General features: G+C 32.8%; 19 protein-coding genes and 1 riboswitch. Of the genes, 12 read left to right on the top strand and 7 right to left on the bottom strand.

What is annotated here, in order from left to right:
• Positions 1 to 291 precede the first annotated feature (291 nt).
• Complete coding sequence (gene menE / locus HMPREF3239_RS08715; RefSeq protein WP_070855387.1) at positions 292 to 1,692, top strand: o-succinylbenzoate--CoA ligase; 1,401 nt, start codon at positions 292 to 294, stop codon at positions 1,690 to 1,692.
• A 1-nt stretch (position 1,693) separates the two neighbouring features.
• Entirely contained in the window at positions 1,694 to 2,701 is a 1,008-nt protein-coding gene (menC, locus tag HMPREF3239_RS08710) for an o-succinylbenzoate synthase (protein WP_070855385.1), read from the top strand.
• Here the strand turns inward: menC and yidD are convergent.
• On the bottom strand, positions 2,698 to 2,940 hold the full coding sequence (gene yidD, locus HMPREF3239_RS08705; protein WP_037538598.1) for a membrane protein insertion efficiency factor YidD: 243 nt from the start codon (positions 2,938 to 2,940) through the stop codon (positions 2,698 to 2,700). The two genes, menC and yidD, sit on opposite strands and share 4 nt — an antisense overlap.
• Positions 2,941 to 3,006: 66 nt before the next feature.
• Between yidD and ytkD the strand changes: the two genes are divergently transcribed.
• Together ytkD and HMPREF3239_RS08695 are read left to right on the top strand one after the other, a co-directional pair.
• Positions 3,007 to 3,480, top strand: coding sequence for an RNA deprotection pyrophosphohydrolase (ytkD, locus tag HMPREF3239_RS08700; protein ID WP_070855383.1), 474 nt, complete (start codon positions 3,007 to 3,009; stop codon positions 3,478 to 3,480).
• On the top strand, positions 3,461 to 4,231 hold the full coding sequence (locus HMPREF3239_RS08695) for an alpha/beta hydrolase family protein (RefSeq protein WP_070855382.1): 771 nt from the start codon (positions 3,461 to 3,463) through the stop codon (positions 4,229 to 4,231). The genes ytkD and HMPREF3239_RS08695 overlap by 20 nt, the downstream gene beginning before the upstream one ends.
• Positions 4,232 to 4,292: 61 nt before the next feature.
• On the opposite strand, the gene pckA is transcribed toward HMPREF3239_RS08695, so the two are convergent.
• Positions 4,293 to 5,885 (bottom strand): phosphoenolpyruvate carboxykinase (ATP), encoded by a 1,593-nt coding sequence (gene pckA, locus HMPREF3239_RS08690; RefSeq protein ID WP_053030568.1) that lies wholly within the window; start codon positions 5,883 to 5,885, stop codon positions 4,293 to 4,295.
• A gap of 165 nt (positions 5,886 to 6,050) precedes the next feature.
• Positions 6,051 to 6,160, top strand: a riboswitch (SAM riboswitch).
• Between the two features lie 115 nt (positions 6,161 to 6,275).
• Here pckA and metK point away from each other — a divergent pair.
• From metK to HMPREF3239_RS08675, 3 genes are all read left to right on the top strand, one after another.
• On the top strand, positions 6,276 to 7,472 hold the full coding sequence (metK, locus tag HMPREF3239_RS08685) for a methionine adenosyltransferase (RefSeq protein WP_053030566.1): 1,197 nt from the start codon (positions 6,276 to 6,278) through the stop codon (positions 7,470 to 7,472).
• Between the two features lie 95 nt (positions 7,473 to 7,567).
• Positions 7,568 to 8,476, top strand: a complete 909-nt coding sequence (locus HMPREF3239_RS08680; protein ID WP_070855381.1) for a hypothetical protein — start codon at positions 7,568 to 7,570, stop codon at positions 8,474 to 8,476.
• 219 nt (positions 8,477 to 8,695) lie between these two features.
• Entirely contained in the window at positions 8,696 to 9,529 is an 834-nt protein-coding gene (locus HMPREF3239_RS08675) for an aldo/keto reductase (protein WP_070855380.1), read from the top strand.
• A gap of 58 nt (positions 9,530 to 9,587) precedes the next feature.
• Here the strand turns inward: HMPREF3239_RS08675 and HMPREF3239_RS08670 are convergent, their stop codons facing one another.
• The 3 genes from HMPREF3239_RS08670 to HMPREF3239_RS08660 form a co-directional block, all read right to left on the bottom strand.
• Positions 9,588 to 9,941, bottom strand: coding sequence for a fluoride efflux transporter FluC (locus HMPREF3239_RS08670; RefSeq protein ID WP_070855379.1), 354 nt, complete (start codon positions 9,939 to 9,941; stop codon positions 9,588 to 9,590).
• A complete protein-coding gene (crcB, locus tag HMPREF3239_RS08665; protein WP_070855377.1) occupies positions 9,938 to 10,303 on the bottom strand; it encodes a fluoride efflux transporter CrcB in 366 nt (121 codons plus the stop codon). Before crcB ends, HMPREF3239_RS08670 begins: the two co-directional genes overlap by 4 nt.
• 61 nt (positions 10,304 to 10,364) lie before the next feature.
• Positions 10,365 to 10,670, bottom strand: a complete 306-nt coding sequence (locus tag HMPREF3239_RS08660; RefSeq protein WP_053030556.1) for a hypothetical protein — start codon at positions 10,668 to 10,670, stop codon at positions 10,365 to 10,367.
• 220 nt (positions 10,671 to 10,890) lie between these two features.
• Here HMPREF3239_RS08660 and HMPREF3239_RS08655 point away from each other — a divergent pair, with 220 nt between their 5' ends.
• The gene (locus tag HMPREF3239_RS08655) at positions 10,891 to 11,604 is read left to right on the top strand and encodes a transaldolase (protein WP_053030554.1); all 714 of its coding nucleotides are present in this window, start codon (positions 10,891 to 10,893) and stop codon (positions 11,602 to 11,604) included.
• A 226-nt stretch (positions 11,605 to 11,830) separates the two neighbouring features.
• Entirely contained in the window at positions 11,831 to 12,301 is a 471-nt protein-coding gene (locus tag HMPREF3239_RS08650; protein ID WP_070855375.1) for a hypothetical protein, read from the top strand.
• On the opposite strand, the gene HMPREF3239_RS08645 is transcribed toward HMPREF3239_RS08650, so the two are convergent.
• Together HMPREF3239_RS08645 and HMPREF3239_RS08640 are read right to left on the bottom strand one after the other, a co-directional pair.
• On the bottom strand, positions 12,285 to 12,731 hold the full coding sequence (locus HMPREF3239_RS08645) for a competence protein ComK (protein ID WP_070855374.1): 447 nt from the start codon (positions 12,729 to 12,731) through the stop codon (positions 12,285 to 12,287). The genes HMPREF3239_RS08650 and HMPREF3239_RS08645 overlap by 17 nt on opposite strands.
• A 1-nt stretch (position 12,732) precedes the next feature.
• Positions 12,733 to 13,209: a sigma-70 family RNA polymerase sigma factor gene (locus HMPREF3239_RS08640; protein WP_053030548.1), complete on the bottom strand. Its 477-nt coding sequence runs from the start codon at positions 13,207 to 13,209 to the stop codon at positions 12,733 to 12,735.
• Between the two features lie 257 nt (positions 13,210 to 13,466).
• Here HMPREF3239_RS08640 and HMPREF3239_RS08635 point away from each other — a divergent pair, with 257 nt between their 5' ends.
• The 3 genes from HMPREF3239_RS08635 to HMPREF3239_RS08625 all read left to right on the top strand — a co-directional run bounded on the left by HMPREF3239_RS08635 (position 13,467) and on the right by HMPREF3239_RS08625 (position 16,558).
• Positions 13,467 to 13,688 carry a hypothetical protein gene (locus HMPREF3239_RS08635; RefSeq protein ID WP_011275450.1) on the top strand — a complete coding sequence of 74 codons (222 nt, stop codon included), beginning with the start codon at positions 13,467 to 13,469 and terminating at the stop codon, positions 13,686 to 13,688.
• Positions 13,689 to 13,894: 206 nt separating this feature from the next.
• Positions 13,895 to 14,746, top strand: a complete 852-nt coding sequence (locus HMPREF3239_RS08630) for a peptidoglycan release complex glucosaminidase SagB (protein WP_070855372.1) — start codon at positions 13,895 to 13,897, stop codon at positions 14,744 to 14,746.
• A gap of 321 nt (positions 14,747 to 15,067) precedes the next feature.
• A complete protein-coding gene (locus HMPREF3239_RS08625; protein WP_070855370.1) occupies positions 15,068 to 16,558 on the top strand; it encodes an FAD/NAD(P)-binding protein in 1,491 nt (496 codons plus the stop codon).
• Positions 16,559 to 16,697: the final 139 nt, after the last annotated feature.

The raw sequence follows: 16,697 nt of genomic DNA, 5'->3' as shown, positions 1-16,697 counted from the left end.
CAATGCGTGGAGCTTATAAAACGAAATACATTGAACAGAGTAGCCAGCCTACTATGAGGCTAGGCAATAATTGAATATCATAGCTTATCAGAGTTTGAAGTGGTAATCATCACTTTAAACTCTTTTTATTTTTTTAAATAAAAGTAGCTTATTATTTATAGTTAAAATACACTTTAAATCTTTATAGTTATAAGTTAATGTCATTAAAATATGCTGCTACTTAAACACAACCAATGCTAACTAACTCAAATATCGTTATAATTAAAATGTATCTAGATGGAGGAATGAATCGTGGATTTTTGGTTAAAAGAGCAAAGTATTAAAAATAGTAATAAAATTGCAGTTACAGATGGAAAACATTCAATAACATTTAAAGAATTATATGATAAAGCACTTTCAATTTCAGAACATATCCTTTCTTTGAATTTGAATAGAGTAGGATTGTACATTAAGAATGATATTGAGTCTATTATGCTTATAAACGCGTGTTGGTTAGCTAATGTTGAAATAGCAATGTTAAACACACGATTAACAGAAACTGAAATGATAAATCAAATGAATTCCATTAATATTACAACTATATTAACGACGCAACCTTTTCATTTGTCGCATTTCAATGTGATACATTTATCTGAATTAGAACAATATCCAAGTCATACCAATGACGCAACATTTAATGATGAACGTATTGCATCAATCATGTTTACATCAGGTACAACAGGGCCTCAAAAAGCGGTACCACAAACATTTAAAAATCATTATGCAAGTGCGATTGGTTGTAAAAAAAGTTTAGGATATGATGAAACTACGAAATGGTTATCTGTTTTACCGATATATCATATTTCAGGGCTCAGTGTGTTGTTACGTTCTATAATCGAGGGCTTTACGGTACGTATACTGAAAAAATATAATACGCAAACGATGTTAGCGATTATTAAAGAAGAAGGACCTACACATGTATCTTTAGTGCCACAAACGCTCAAGTGGCTTATGGATGCAGGATTAAACCAACCGTTTTCAATAGAGAAAATTTTACTTGGTGGCGCCAAATTATCATCTACACTAATTGATGAAGCCTTAAATTATCATTTGCCAATATACAATTCATTTGGAATGACAGAAACATGTTCTCAATTTCTGACTGCCACACCTAAGATGCTTGCACAACGATATGACACTGTTGGTAAACCAAGCGAAAACGTTAAAGTGCGTATCAAACATCCTAATAGTGAAGGTCATGGCGAACTTCTTATCAAAGGTAACAATGTGATGAATGGCTATTTATATCCAACAGGTTTAAGCGATACATTTGAAGACGGTTACTTTAAAACGGGTGATATAGCAGAAATTGATGAGGAAGGATTTGTAATGGTCTATGATCGTCGCAAAGATTTGATCATTAGTGGTGGAGAAAATATTTATCCTTATGAGATAGAAACCATTGCTAAAACGCATTCAGATATTAATGACGCTGTATGTGTCGCACAAGAGGATGTGACATGGGGACAAGTGCCAGTACTCTATTACGTTGCTGATTGTCCCATTTCTGATACGGCGTTAATAAACTATTTTAAATCTCGTTTAGCTAAATATAAAATACCTAAAGCGTTTCATCAAGTTGAACGTTTGCCTTATACATCAACTGGTAAACTGCAGCGTAGTAAAATGATAAATAGAGGGCAAGGGCATTAATATGTGGATTAAAGCAGTAAATTTTTATCTTTATAATCATGAATTTAAACATCATATTGTGACACCAAAAGTTAAAATGACGCATCGTAAAGCGCTTATTGTTGAATTTTTAAGTGATGATGAGCAATCTTATTATGGTGAATGTAATGCGTTTGAATCAGATTGGTATGCCGCAGAGACGATTGATACAGTTAAAGAAACACTTTCTCAATGGGCGGAAAGCGTCATACATAAGTCATTTCATGTATATGAAGATTGGAAGCCATATTTAGCCATGCTTGACAATCAACCTGCAGCGAGAAGCACTGTGGCTATGGCGATTTACCAGATGTACCATGATTTGCCGACGTTTAAAGTTGAATACGGTGCAACGATTAGTGGCATTAGTGCACAACAACTTGATGATTTAGTACAAACGCAACCTAAACGCATTAAATTAAAATGGACAAGTCAATTGAATAATGATATTTCACTGTTAAATGACACATTGTCTTTTGATTTTGAATTAGCATTAGATGCTAATGAGTCACTGGATGTGTCAGATTTTCAGAAATTAGAAGCCATTGAAACACAAAACATACTTTATATAGAAGAGCCATTCAAATCGTTGTCTTCAATTTTGCACATTGATCATACGCAATATCCTGCGATTGCGATAGATGAAAAAGCTACTGATATTAATAGTATTTTGTCAATTGTTAAGCGATTCCCGATTAAAGTAGTGATTGTTAAACCTTTTAGAGTGGGTGGTATTGATAGCGTGCAATCATTGATACGTGAACTAAAATCAATTGATATGAAAGTGGTTATCGGTGGCATGTATGAATATGGACTGAGTAGATATTTTACCGCACTGTTAGCGAGAGAAGGTGATTATCCAGGGGATGTCACCCCAGATGGTTATTATTTTACTGACGATTTTACGCAAGGTGTTGGCAAATTAAAAGAGGGGATGATTATATTCCATCCTCCTCAAATCGATAAATCAAAATTATTTAAATTAAACTAGTGTCTATGTTTATGTTTATCCTTTTTTAAAGGAACTGGATCAAATCCACCTTTATGAAGAGGATGGCATTTAAGAATGCGACGAATTCCCATATATCCACCTTTTAATGGGCCATAAACTTCAATCGCTTCTCGCGTATATTCTGAGCACGTAGGATAAAATCTGCATGTAGGTGGCGTCATAGGTGAAATATAGCGTTGATAGATATGGATTATTCCAAGAAATAATTTTTTTAACATTATAGGCCTCCAACCAGTAATACGATTATAAATTAGTTTAACATATTGAAGGGAGTAGTATGGAACATGGAGTTTCTAGATAAAGATAATAGACGTGTCACAATGAGTTACAAAACGAACAACGACTGTCCTGATGGTAATCATGTTTTAGCTATTCCACTATATAAGAACCAGTTACTTTTTACTCACCACAAAATGCGTGGCATTGAGTTTCCAGGTGGTAAGGTTGAAAAGGGAGAACAAAGCATACAAGCAATCAAGAGAGAGCTTTTTGAAGAAACTGGAGGTATACCTGAGACGATTGACTATATAGCACAATATCAAGTCCACACGTTGGATAACGCTATTTTCAAAAAAGATGTATATATAGTGAGGATCAAATCAATTAAAGAGAAAAGTGATTATTTAGAAACGAGCGGTCCATTGTTGTTTAAGCATATTAGTGATGTTCCGTTGGATATGCAAAGTTACTTAATTCAAGATGACGCAATTCTGAAGTGTGTCGAAAGGATGATTGACCTTGGATATGATCGCGACTAAGAAAATGCCTATAGCATCGAGAACGCATCAATTTGATGAAATGACTTATACAGTTGATGGCTTAAAAGTAAAAGCATTACAGATGTGTCCTCTAAAGAAAGCAGTAAATAGAATTGTTGTGTACTTGCGAGGAGGCAAGGGCCAAGTTGGTCGTGTACGTGCAGCCAGATTAATGCAGTTTGCAAATGATGATACTTTAGTGATAGGACCTTACTATCGAGGTAGTAATGGAAGTGAAGGTCGAGATGAGTTTGCCAACGCTGATTTAAAAGATGTAACGTACCTTATTAGAATACTCAAACAACGATATCCAAATGCCTATGTACATATGATTGGATTCTCAAGAGGGGGTATACAAGGTCTCTTAACTTTTCAAGATTATCCAGTAGATAGTTATATTATCTGGGGTGGGGTTTCTGATATGCATTTAATGTATGAGGAACGTGTTGATTTACGTGGCATGTTACGTCGTATGGTTGGTCATCCTGATAAGCATAAAGATGCCTATGACAAAAGAGATGCTATAAAATTAATTGGTGCGCATAGTCCGCCAATCCTAATTGTACATGGGGGTAAAGATAAACAGGTAGGTATTCACCATGCTTATTATTTAGAAAAGCAATTGCGTTCTAAAGGTGTCGACTTTGATACGTTTTATCAAATAGATGAAGGTCATGTGCCTAGACCACCAGCTATGAAAAAAGCACTTAACTATGTACATCAATGGATGGCGAAATGTGAAGGTAAATAAAAAGGCAACGTACCTTGGCTAATTTTACCAAGTACGTTGCCTTTTGAATGTGACCATTTAATTATTTATTAAAGCCACCTGTATTAGCAATTTCTTCAACTTCTGGACCGAATTTTTTGAAGTTTTCTTCAAAACGTTTAATTAAGTCGTCGGCTTGAGCGCGATATTTGTCTGAATCACTCCAAGCATTAATTGGGTTGAGTATTGTTTTAGGTACATCTTCCATTTCTGTAGGAATACTTAAACCGAATTTTTCATCTTTAGTAAATTCAGCGTTTTTCAATTTACCTTTAATCGCTTGATCTACCATATAGCGAGTGTAATGTAAGCTTATACGTCTACCTACACCGTATTTACCACCTGTCCAGCCAGTGTTAACTAAGTAAACATCAACGTCATGTTTATCAATAAGTTCACCTAGCAAATCTGCATACTTAATAGGATTAAGTGGTAAGAATGGTGCACCAAAACATGTAGAGAATGATGGTTCAGGCTCTGTAACGCCACGCTCTGTTCCTGCTAATTTAGATGTAAAGCCGCTTAAGAAGTGGTACATCGCTTGTGATTTAGTTAATTTAGCAATTGGTGGTAATACACCGAATGCGTCAGCTGTTAAGAAAATGATTGTATTAGGGTGAGCTGCTTTAGATGGTAATACAATGTTATCAATGTGATGAATTGGATAAGCTGCACGGGTATTCTCAGTATATGAATTATCATCAAAGTCAACGGCGCCACGCTCGTTAACTACAGTATTTTCAAGAATAGTGCCGTATTGAATCGCGTTATAAATTTGCGGTTCTTTTTCTTTAGAAAGATTGATTGCTTTAGCATAACAACCACCTTCGATGTTGAAAATACCATTTTTATTCCAACCATGCTCATCATCACCAATTAATTTTCTATCTGGTGCTGCAGATAACGTTGTTTTACCTGTACCTGATAATCCGAAGAATAAGGCAACGTCTCCTTTATCTCCAACGTTAGCAGAACAATGCATACTCATAATGTCTTGCATTGGTAGTAAATAGTTCATTACTGAGAAGATACCTTTTTTCATTTCGCCAGCATATTCAGTACCACCAATTAAAATCGTTTTATGTTTGAATGAAATGATAACGAATGTTTCTGATTTAGTACCATCAACTTCAGGGTCAGCTTTAAAATGAGGTGCAGAAACAATAGTGAAATTAGGTTTAATATTACTTGCTTCTTCTTTAGAATCTGGGCGAATAAACATATTTTGTGCAAAAAGGTTGTGCCATGCAAGTTCGTTAATAACTGTAAGTTTCAATTGTGTATCTTTGTCACTACCCGCATAGCCATTAAAAACGTAAAGTTCATCTTTAGTATCAAGATAGTCTAAAACTTTAGCGTAGAGATTTAAGAAAGTTTCTTCATCGATAGGTTGGTTAATATCTCCCCAATGAATATTATCTTTATAAGAAGGTTCTGTAACGATAAATTTATCTTTTGGAGAACGTCCAGTGTATTTACCAGTGCTCGCATTAATCGCACCAAGTTCAGTTAATTCTCCTTCTTTATTACCCATTATTTTGTAATAAAGTTGAGTTGTTGAGAGTTGAAAAAGAGAGCTTTCTTTTTCTAATAATTTTTTAATTTTAGGTGTTTCGCTGTATGTATCTACTGACATACCCAATCCCTCCAGCGTGTGTTATAGAAATTCAATATTGTAAGCCTTTACATGAAAATAGTATAACATAATGCCATAATTATTCCACCTGGAAAAGACAAAAAAACATGTAAAAACAAAATTGACATTAATTGGCGAATTAGGTAGTATAGTTCTTAACGGATTCTCTTATCCTGAGTGGTGGAGGGACATGGACCCAATGAAACCCAGCAACCTCTTTTTTAAAGAAAGGTGCCAAACCGTTTGCAGACATATAATCGTCTGAACGATAAGAGCGAATGGACGTTTAAGAGCCTTCTCTCTGTCTTGAATAGTGAAGAAGGCTCTTTTATTTTTGAGCTCACATTTTAAAGAGAATTTTCGTAAATATAATGGTAAAAGGAGCAAGTCATGACTTACAATAAACGTTTATTTACTTCAGAATCAGTAACAGAAGGACATCCTGACAAGATTGCTGACCAAGTGTCTGATGCGATCTTAGATGAAATATTGAAAGATGATCCTAATGCACGTGTCGCTTGTGAAACGACTGTAACAACTGGAATGGCGCTCATTTCAGGTGAAATATCAACTTCTACTTATGTAGATATTCCTAAAGTCGTACGAGAAACAATTAAAGGTATTGGCTATACGCGTGCTAAATTTGGCTATGATTACCAAACAATGGCAGTATTAACTGCAATCGATGAACAGTCACCGGATATTGCGCAAGGTGTAGACAAAGCACTTGAATATAGAAATGATATTTCAGAGGAAGAAATTGAAGCTACAGGTGCGGGTGACCAAGGCTTAATGTTTGGTTATGCGACTAATGAGACAGAAACATATATGCCGTTACCAATCTTTTTATCACATCAATTAGCGAAGCGTTTATCAGATGTACGTAAAGATGGTATTCTAGATTATTTAAGACCTGATGGTAAGGTTCAAGTTACAGTAGAATATGATGAAGATGATAAACCTAAACGTATTGATACGATTGTTGTATCATCTCAACATGCGGATGATGTTGAATTAGAACAAATTCAAAGTGATATTAAAGAACATGTCATTTATCCAACAGTACCAGAAGGTTTAATTGATAGTGAGACTAAATTCTTTATCAATCCAACAGGAAGATTTGTTATCGGTGGACCACAAGGTGATGCAGGGTTAACAGGACGTAAAATCATCGTTGATACTTATGGTGGTTATGCACGTCACGGTGGTGGTTGCTTCAGTGGTAAAGATCCAACTAAAGTAGACCGCTCAGCAGCTTATGCAGCGAGATATGTAGCGAAAAATATCGTTGCTGCAGGACTGGCAGATCAATGTGAAGTACAACTTGCATATGCGATTGGCGTTGCTGAACCAGTTTCAATTTCAATTGATACATTCAAGACAGGTAAAGTTTCAGAAGCACAACTTGTTGAAGCGGTTAGAGCAAACTTTGATTTACGACCAGCAGGTATCATTAAAATGTTAGATTTAAAACATCCTATATATAAACAAACAGCAGCATATGGTCACTTTGGTAGAACTGATGTACTATTACCTTGGGAAAAATTAGACAAAGTGAACGTATTAAAAGATGCTGTTCAAAGTTAATAAACGCTTTAAATAATATTATAAGAAATTGTCGAAATTAAAGACTGTTTCTATTATAATTAGACATACTGATAGATTAAAGGAGCGTTGATTTAATGAATTCACTTGGACCAATTGAAATTGGTTTAATCATAGCTATTGTAGTTGCAGCAATTTGTTTAATTCTATTTTTAGTTACACTTAAAAGTAAAAATAATATTAAACAAAAGACAAAAGAAGAATACGACCTAAAAGAAAAACAAATGAAAGCGTCTCATGACGAAGCACTTGAAAAAGAGCGTATACAAAATAAAAAGCAAGTTACTAAACAAAAAGAAGATTTTGATGCAACTGTCAGCGGTAAAGACCGTGAAATTGATGCCTTAAAACTATTCTCTAAGAATAAAAGTGAATATGTGACAGATATGCGTTTAATTGGTATTAGAGATCGTTTAGTAAAAGAAAAACGTATCAGACCTGAAGATATGCATATTATGGCAAATATCTTCCTTCCAAGTAATGAGTTTAATGATATTGAACGTATTAGTCACCTTGTACTTACACGTACTGGCCTATATATTATTGATTCGCAATTATTAAAAGGACATGTATATCAAGGCATAAGTGGTAATCAATTTAACGAATTACCAATGATGGAACAAATCTTTAACACGCTAGATTTAGATGCTAAGTCACCACAAACGTTAGTACTTGATCAAAATGAGGACAAAGCGTCATTGTCATTCGTTAATTATTCTGAACAGCTTGCTGCGATAGAGAAATTAGCGTCAGATTTACAAACTCAGTTGGGGGCGAAATATACACCAACAGCGATTTTATATTTCAATCCGAAACATGATGGAGACGTCACAATTTCAAATTATGCACAAAGTTCAAGTGTTAAAGTACTCGTAGGACCTGATCAATTAGATGAGTTCTTCAATAAGTTTGTATTCCATGGACGTATTCAATATAATGTGGATGAATTACAAGATGTTATGGACAAAATTGAATCATTTAATTAATTTCTAATCTGATATAACAAACATACCAATCATCTATTAAGCAAATTCGCAGTAGCTGACTGAACTGAGAAGGCGCTTAAATCAAGCGCTTCTCGATTATTGTTATTCTTGCGGGAGTGGAGCAACGAATTTAAAAAGAATTCTGTTCCATTCCCGTTTTTAAATGGTTTAAATAAGGGAATAAGATAATACATATTTTAAAGAAAAGGGGTACCGTGAATGGAAACAATTGAATTTTACAATGGTCACACAATGCCTAAAGTTGGTATTGGAACGTTTAGAGTAGAAAATAATGATGAATGTAGAGAAGCGGTTAAGCATGCAATCGTTTCTGGTTATCGTAGTATTGATACAGCTAAAGTCTATGGTAATGAAGAACAAGTCGGTTTAGGGATCCAGGATGGATTAGCTGCTACAGGTTTAGAACGTAAAGATTTATTTATTACGTCTAAACTATATTTTGAAGATTTTGGTCGAGAAAATGTAGCAAATGCCTATGAAACAAGCATCAACAAGCTAGGCTTGGATTATTTAGACTTATACCTTGTGCATTGGCCCGGTACAAATGAGGCAATCATGATAGATACTTGGAAAGGTATGGAAGATTTATATAAAGAGGATAAGGTTAAAAGTATTGGCGTAAGTAATTTTAATGCAGAACACTTTGAAGCATTACTAGCTCAAGTTTCTATCAAACCTGTGATCAACCAAGTGGAATTTCATCCATATTTCACGCAAAAGGCATTACGTAAATATTTAGAAGTGCAAAATATTCACATGGAGTCATGGTCACCATTTATGAATGCTCAAATTTTAGATGATGAAACATTGAACCAAATTGGTAAAGAAGTGAATAAAACTGCAGCTCAAGTCGTGATACGATGGAATATACAACATGGTGTTATCGTCATTCCTAAATCAGTCACGCCACAAAGAATAGAAGAGAATATCAATGTCTTTGACTTTGAATTAACTGATGAACAAATGGAACGAATTGACAATTTAAATAAAGACCAACGTATTGGTCCTGATCCAGAAACATTCGAGGGCTAATAGTTAACTAAAAACACTTTATTGTTAAAAGCTTTAAAACTTTTAACAATGAAGTGTTTTATAATATGAAACCTACATAGCATGATATAAATCCTACGATAAATTGTAAAATGGAATAACTCAAAAAACGAATCGGTTTAAAATGTGGATACAATAATTGGACAAGTTCATGTGATAGGGTTGAAAAAGTTGTTAATCCACCAAGAAAGCCAGTGATAATCAACATTGAAAACCACTGATGATTCAAAGCGATTCCGAATACGAACCCGATTAAAAAACTGCCTACAATATTGACGATTAACGTAGCAACGGGTATAGGTGAAGAAATCTTAGTATTAATGAAATCTGATAGCCAAGCTCTCACGACAGCACCTAAACCTCCGCCAACCATAACGAGCACTAAATTAATCATACACGTGCCCCTCCTAATATAACGCCTAACCAGCAACATAAGATGCCTCCAACGTAACTTAATGATCCATATATACATAGCAATATGAACCGATAATCATGAAACATAGTAACTAACTCGAATTGGAAGGTTGAGAAGGTAGTTAACGCACCTAATAGTCCCGTAGTTAATCCTTTTTTGAGCATGGGCTTATGTTTGAAAAATTGTATGGTTAGAGATGACAAATATCCCATTAATAATGCACCAACTAAATTTGCGACTAACGTCCCAATAGGTAAGCCAGAGCCTGTATTTAATGTTGATAAGATGTATCTTAATAATGCACCAACCATACCACCGATAAACACAAATAAATATTGCATTTTGTCACACCTATTTCTTGTTTTATTACAATTAAATCATTATTCTGTGATATCCATTCGATTACGAAATAATACCAAACGTTTTGATTGAAGCAAAGATATGGAATACAATTACGAATAAAATAATGATTGGTAAAATTTTACTAGCAATTCTAATCCAGCCTTGTTTATCGCCTAAATGTTTGATTGCTTTATCTGAAAAGATAATCGAAGCAATTAAAACAATAACATTAACAATACTACAGGCAATGAGTAAATATTTAACAGAATTAATTTGCTGACTTAATAGTGGATTAAATGTATTAAAATAAAAGCTTATTATGAGTAAAATCACTGATATATAGAAGTATTTTTTTGGCTTAGACATTGTGTTCCTCCTACCTAATTTCATTTAATCATATTACCACATTTTCATTAAAAGGCAAAACATTCGCTTAGTAATTCTAAGAATGATATAAATAATTTATAAATATTTTATTGTTACGGCATAGTATAATCATCATAAGAACATGCGTACATACATATAAATTCCATTGTGATGTAACTTAACTATCATCGTAATCGAAATTAAAGGAGGAAGAAATACAATGACAAAATTAAATGTACAAGTATTTGCAGATGGTGCAGACATTGAACAAATGAAAGCAGCTTATAAGAATAAAGAAGTAGATGGGTTCACTACAAATCCTAGTTTAATGGCGAAAGCAGGTGTAACGGATTACAAAACATTTGCAGAAGAAGCAGTTAAAGCGATTCCAGATGCATCAATTTCATTTGAAGTGTTCGCAGATGATTTAGAAACAATGGAGAAAGAAGCTGAAATTTTAAAACAATACGGTGATAATGTATTTGTTAAAATTCCAGTGGTTAACACAAAAGGTGAATCAACTATCCCATTAATTAAAAAGTTATCTGCTAACAATGTACGTCTAAACGTAACAGCAGTATACACGATTGAACAAGTTAAAGAAATTACAGAAGCAGTCACTGCAGGTGTACCTACATATATTTCAGTGTTTGCTGGAAGAATTGCGGATACAGGTGTAGATCCATTACCATTAATGAAAGAATCAGTTGACGTTGCCCACAGTAAAGAAGGCGTATTATTATTATGGGCAAGTTGCCGTGAACTATTTAATGTCATTCAAGCTGATGAAATTGGTGCCGACATCATTACATGTCCTGCAGATGTAGTGAAGAAAGTGAATACGAATTTAGGGCGAGATATTAATGAATTATCAGTAGATACGGTTAAAGGATTTGCTAAAGATATTCAAAGCTCAGGGTTATCTATTCTTTAAGTATAATTAAATTTAACAACTGACTCCGTAGCATTAGATAGTGTTAAGACATTCTATAAGTCACTGGTATAAATGTATTAGAGTGAAGAATGATATTAACAATATCAGAAACATAGCTACGGGGTATTTTTATATTAATAAGTGATACTATTCCAACTTGTTTCTAAATGTCAACGTCGTTAAAAATTTAAAAAGAAATAATTTAAAAAGGAGATAACCACAAAGTATGAAACGAACAGATTTTGAAGAGAAAGTAAAAAAGCAATTGTGGTTTTTGAATAAGAAAGAAAAAAAGCAATTACATAATAGTTTAGCGGAATATCGCCATGAAGTTGAGCGCCAAGAAGGGGAAATTCAGACGAATCAGTATCGTAAACCTATTCATTATGCGAATCAATTTCTGAAAAATAATGTGTTTCAACAAAAAGAAGTAGCAAGTACAACATTGCTTCTTTTACTCATTAGTATGGTGCTTATTTACGCTTTCTTACTTGGCTTATTTTTAACAGGATTTATTACGAGTTTAACTGCAGTCAATTATTTTATCAATCCACAGGTATCAATGCCAATATTGAATGTCGTCTTAATTTTAATTGGTGCAATACTATTGGCTATCGTAAGTTTAATGCTGATTAAATCAGTTACTGCATTTTTCACTAAAAAGTTACTTGAATACAAATTTAATAAATCTGCATAGTTTTTTGCATTAAATGAAATAATAAAGTACTCTCTTGCCACTTTTTATAAATTAAAGTGTAGGGTTCATCAACACGTAATTGGACATTATTATCAAATGTTATGATTACGCCATCTTTATTTGATGTTAACCCTATAATGTTCAATGCATTAATATAAGTTTGCAAAGGTGCACGTTGATGTTTAATAGGGAACAGTACGGCTTTGTCAGATATATATAAAGGTACGAGTTTATGAATCGCTAACAATCGTTTCGCTAATTTTAATCTTTGTGAATACGATTGATTATGTTGTTCAAAATAATAAATCAGTACTTTTTTTATTGGAAAAGGTAAAACCATATTATATGTTGAAAAACAACATGTCGTTTTATGCGTATTAGCCTGCAAAGTTTGGAGATAAAGAAGATGGTGTGTGTTGTGTGGTATCATATTACTCACCTTTGACATAATAGTTGTTGAGTTTTTTTATAGAAGAAGTTTTATAGTTTTTAATACTAGATAAAGACACATGCATTAATTCGGCAATTTCAAACTGTTTATAACCTTGAATGAAATAGTTATACCATTCAAGTTCTCTAGGATTTAACAATTGCGTCATATCATTATAATTAAAGATTGATGTTTCTATTGAAGCGGAGATAAGGTGTGGAGAGGTTGAGGTGTCAACGTCAACCATGTCAGGTTTTAAACTTTCTTTTCTAAATAAATCAATTAAATAAAAATTGAGTCGTTGGTAGAGAAACGAGGATAAACTTACATTTGAATTATCATTGTAATTCTTAGATAATTGCCACAGTTTTATGAGTAATAATTGATAAAATTCATCATAATTATACTTGACGTTATAATGCTTTAACAAATAGTGAATTATTTTATGATGTTTATGATATATGTCATTAAAATTCAATACTTCAGAGATTCGCTCCTAATTTAAGTACTTAAATGAAATTTCCGGATATATAAAATTTAAAGTAATTTATTTAAATTATCATTTGCGTAATTTAACAAAAGGGTGTTAAATAGTAAGCATAGATTAACTACAAACTGTAAAATCATGTCTAAAGGCGCATGTAACTTAGCAATACGACAAAATCATTATGGACATACCTTACATTCATCAATATATTTAAATTTTAGTCAATTTGTAACATGGGAGGTATAACGTTGGATTACGCACATTTAAATCTTGAGCATTTCTTCGCAAGAAATGATGATTTAGACATTATTAGAGATCGTTCTGAATTTGTAATGATTAATAATTTTACAAATGAAATGATGTATCGAGATGGTGAAATAGAAGGAACAGTTGATTTAAATCAATATTATTACAAGAATAGATCTCAAGCAGCGAGTTTTATTATGATGGATTATCGTAAAGATAATTGATAGATAAAGTACTGCTGGTGAGAATCAAGTAATGAAATTATATATGTTTCATTACTTTTTATTTTGCAAAGTTTCATTTTGATTACTTTTATTTTATGAATATGTAACATTGCAAGTATAAAATTGTTTATAAGAATTAATAATGTTAAACTTTATTATCATAATAGATTTTAAATAAAAACAACATTGACCTAAGAGGTGTGAATATGACGAAGCACAAAAAAGGCTCAATTATTAGCCTAGTGGGGTTATTGATTGTTTTAGTTACAGCAGGTTTTATATTCTTTAATATGATTTCAGATCAAATATTCTTTAAGCATGTTAATGAAGAAGAACGCGTAGAACATTTAGATGTAACATTAAATAAAGCTGCGAATAAACAAATTGATAATTACACAAGTCAACAAGTCTCTAACAAGAATAATACTGCTTGGAGAGATGCTTCAGATAGTGAAATAAAAGCTGCAATGGACAGTAGTAAGTTCATTGATGATGACAAACAAAAGTATCAATTTTTAGATTTATCTAAATATCAAGGCATTGATGAAAATCGTATTAAACGTATGTTATTCGACCGACCAATGTTATTGAAACATACTGACGCTTTCATTAGTGCTGCCAAAGAGAAGCATGTTAACGAAGTATATTTAATTTCACATGCTTTATTAGAAACAGGTTCAGTTAAAAGTGAATTAGCCAACGGGGTAGAAATTGACGGTAAGAAGTATTATAACTTCTACGGTGTAGGCGCGTTAGATAGTGATCCAATTAAAACGGGTTCAGAGTACGCTAAAAAACATGGTTGGGACACACCTGAAAAAGCAATCAAAGGTGGCGCCGACTTTATTCACCAACATTTCCTATCTCACGAAGATCAAAATACGCTCTACAGTATGAGATGGAATCCTAAGAATCCAGGTGAACATCAATATGCTACTGATATAAAATGGGCAGAAAGTAATGCTGAAATCATTGCTGATTTTTATAAAGAAATGAAAACTGAAGGTAAATATTTCAAATTATACGTATACAAAGATGACAATAAACATCAAAAATAAAGTTATTATATAGTAAAAGCCAACGTCGACACTTGTGTGAATAAGTGTTGACGTTGGCTTTTTAGGATAAAAAATAGATTTATTTATTCTGCTTTATTTTTCTTAGTTAACCAACTAAAGGCTATAATCATTACGACAAAAACTTTTAAAATAAATTTCATTTTTGTTCACCTCAATAACTTAATACTACCATAATTGCTGAATTAAAAGAAAAATGATGATAATAACATATGAGTATAAATTATTTTAAGCGATTTATGATATTGATATAATAGATATATTAAAAAGTCTTTTTAAAGTAATAAAGAAGGATGATGATATATGCGTGTAGCTATAATTGGAATGGGTACGGCTGGTGTGAGTGTTTTAAGACAGTTAGTCAAAAATGAAGCATTTAAATATTTAGAGGTAGATGTCTATGATAATGAAAAGAATATGGGACAAGGTGTGCCATTTCAAAATGACAGTAGTCAGTTACTCATCAATTTGCCAACAAAGCAGATGAGTTTAAATTTAGATGATGATGAAGAATTCTGGAATTGGTATCAAGAACAATCAGAGTTTAAATTTGATAATCCTAAGTACTTACCTCGATTTGTGTTTGGTCATTATATGAAATCTTATCTATCTAACTTTGACCTATTATTTGATAATCTTTCGGTTATCAAACGTCCAGTTCGTGAAATTTTTACAAATTCAGAAATAGATGAGACGACATTAAAATATTTTGTATGTACATCAGAAGATATGAGTGAATGGAAAGAATACGACTATATCTTCTTAACGACAGGTACTTTCGCTTATCATGATCCGTATCAATTAAAAGGTAAAAAAGGATATATTCAAACACCTTATCCTACATATAATACATTGGATGAAGTTTCAGAATCAGATGATATAGCCATAATTGGAACTGGATTAGCTAGTTTAGATGTTGTTAGATATGTCGCTACACATCATCCTAAGTTGCCAATTACTATGACGAGTCGTTCAGCACATCTGCCAAGTGTAAGAGGGAATATGGTTGATATTGAATTTAAATATTTAACTAAACAAAAGTTTAATGAGCTAAAAGGAAAACATTTTGGAAATGTTCCATTAGAAATCGCTTTTGAATTATTTCAACAAGAATGTGAAGACCGTAATATACAGTTAGATAAATTAATACATAGACGTACTGGTAATACAATTAAAGATTTACAATATGATCTCGAACGTGCAAATGAAATTGGAGTATTTCAAAGTTTAATTGAAAATGTTAAAGAGAATTTGAATTGGATATGGAATAGTTTCAGTCGAGAAGATCAGCAAGCCTTTGATAAGCGATTTTCAAAACATATTCAATTAAATTCGAATCCAATGCCACCACGTACAGCACAATTAATTATTAAACTCATACGTAATCAATCACTTATTATTAAAAGAGGATTAGAGGATATTAAACATACAGATGACGGTTATTTATTAACATTTAAAGATGAGCGACAACCTAAACCATATGATGTCATAATCAATTCAACTGGATCCAAAACACATTTGTCAGATTTAGATGACGAAGATCAGCTTATACTGAACCTTCAAAATAGACAAATCGTTCAGCCGCACCCAATGGGCGGTATTCAAATTATTCCAGAAACGAATCAAGTCATTAGCCCAAGATATGGAACATTAAATAATATGATTGCCATTGGACAAGTGACGAACGGTGTTAACAAGTTAAGAAATGGTGTGAAGATGATTGTTGATCAAGCAGTAAGTTCTGTCAACTATATGTACGACAATCAAAGTAAGTTTGATCACGTCGATGCTTAAAGTGCATGTTTACACTTAAATGACTAAATTGCATCAATGGTTACACTGTTTAATATTATATAGCGTAGACGGTTTGTAATTTTTAAACAATAAGCGTATGATGATTAGTGTAGTAATCAAACTACATTAACTCTAATAA

It is taken from the genome of Staphylococcus sp. HMSC34C02 (assembly GCF_001838705.1).
Taxonomy (GTDB): domain Bacteria; phylum Bacillota; class Bacilli; order Staphylococcales; family Staphylococcaceae; genus Staphylococcus; species Staphylococcus borealis.
This window is presented reverse-complemented; position numbering and strand designations above follow the sequence as displayed.

What these genes read in the sequence shown, in the direction of transcription:
- HMPREF3239_RS08655 (WP_053030554.1), top strand. Translation starts at nt 10,891, where the DNA reads ATGACAAAATTAAATGTACAAGTATTTGCAGATGGTGCAGACATTGAA.
- yidD (WP_037538598.1), bottom strand. Translation starts at nt 2,940, where the DNA reads ATGTTAAAAAAATTATTTCTTGGAATAATCCATATCTATCAACGCTAT.
- HMPREF3239_RS08675 (WP_070855380.1), top strand. Translation starts at nt 8,696, where the DNA reads ATGGAAACAATTGAATTTTACAATGGTCACACAATGCCTAAAGTTGGT.
- HMPREF3239_RS08630 (WP_070855372.1), top strand. Translation starts at nt 13,895, where the DNA reads ATGACGAAGCACAAAAAAGGCTCAATTATTAGCCTAGTGGGGTTATTG.
- HMPREF3239_RS08680 (WP_070855381.1), top strand. Translation starts at nt 7,568, where the DNA reads ATGAATTCACTTGGACCAATTGAAATTGGTTTAATCATAGCTATTGTA.
- HMPREF3239_RS08645 (WP_070855374.1), bottom strand. Translation starts at nt 12,731, where the DNA reads ATGATACCACACAACACACACCATCTTCTTTATCTCCAAACTTTGCAG.
- crcB (WP_070855377.1), bottom strand. Translation starts at nt 10,303, where the DNA reads ATGCAATATTTATTTGTGTTTATCGGTGGTATGGTTGGTGCATTATTA.
- ytkD (WP_070855383.1), top strand. Translation starts at nt 3,007, where the DNA reads ATGGAGTTTCTAGATAAAGATAATAGACGTGTCACAATGAGTTACAAA.
- HMPREF3239_RS08625 (WP_070855370.1), top strand. Translation starts at nt 15,068, where the DNA reads ATGCGTGTAGCTATAATTGGAATGGGTACGGCTGGTGTGAGTGTTTTA.
- menC (WP_070855385.1), top strand. Translation starts at nt 1,694, where the DNA reads ATGTGGATTAAAGCAGTAAATTTTTATCTTTATAATCATGAATTTAAA.
- HMPREF3239_RS08670 (WP_070855379.1), bottom strand. Translation starts at nt 9,941, where the DNA reads ATGATTAATTTAGTGCTCGTTATGGTTGGCGGAGGTTTAGGTGCTGTC.
- metK (WP_053030566.1), top strand. Translation starts at nt 6,276, where the DNA reads ATGACTTACAATAAACGTTTATTTACTTCAGAATCAGTAACAGAAGGA.
- HMPREF3239_RS08660 (WP_053030556.1), bottom strand. Translation starts at nt 10,670, where the DNA reads ATGTCTAAGCCAAAAAAATACTTCTATATATCAGTGATTTTACTCATA.
- HMPREF3239_RS08650 (WP_070855375.1), top strand. Translation starts at nt 11,831, where the DNA reads ATGAAACGAACAGATTTTGAAGAGAAAGTAAAAAAGCAATTGTGGTTT.
- pckA (WP_053030568.1), bottom strand. Translation starts at nt 5,885, where the DNA reads ATGTCAGTAGATACATACAGCGAAACACCTAAAATTAAAAAATTATTA.